The sequence below is a fragment of the Streptomyces sp. P17 genome (genome assembly GCF_032436805.1).
GTDB lineage: Bacteria > Actinomycetota > Actinomycetes > Streptomycetales > Streptomycetaceae > Streptomyces.
In genome coordinates this window covers 1-336 of sequence record NZ_JAVRBF010000490.1, presented here as the reverse complement: position 1 = coordinate 336, position 336 = coordinate 1, and the positions used below count along the sequence as shown (strand labels likewise).

Annotated in this window: 1 protein-coding gene; it reads right to left on the bottom strand. The window is 43.8% G+C overall.

Features of this window, described 5'->3' with window-relative positions:
- The coding region (locus RMT89_RS41840; RefSeq protein ID WP_315888994.1) for a hypothetical protein at nucleotides 1-282 on the bottom strand (282 nt) is incomplete at its 3' end.
- Nucleotides 283-336 lie beyond the last annotated feature (54 nt).

Here is a 336-nt window from a genome sequence, read left to right as displayed (position 1 = left end):
GTCTGACGCTGCATATTCTGCGGAGATACGCTTATGCGTCTGGTTCTTATCGAACTGTTTTTCCATCTCAAGCTGTGCTTCATACAAGTCCACGGTCACATTCTCCTTGATTGGTTCAGCATAATACTCTTTGAGCGAAACGAGTATTTGCTGTAATGATGAGTTCTTTTGAAGTTGTTTTACTGCTTTGCCGACTTGTCGGCCTACTTCAATTGCAGTTATCACGAGTATGCCGGTAACTTTTACAATACCGGCACACAGTATTTCGAGCCATTGGAGCATGAAAGTCTCCTTAGACGGTTCCCCAGTATCTGAAGTCATCTCCAAGATATGGAC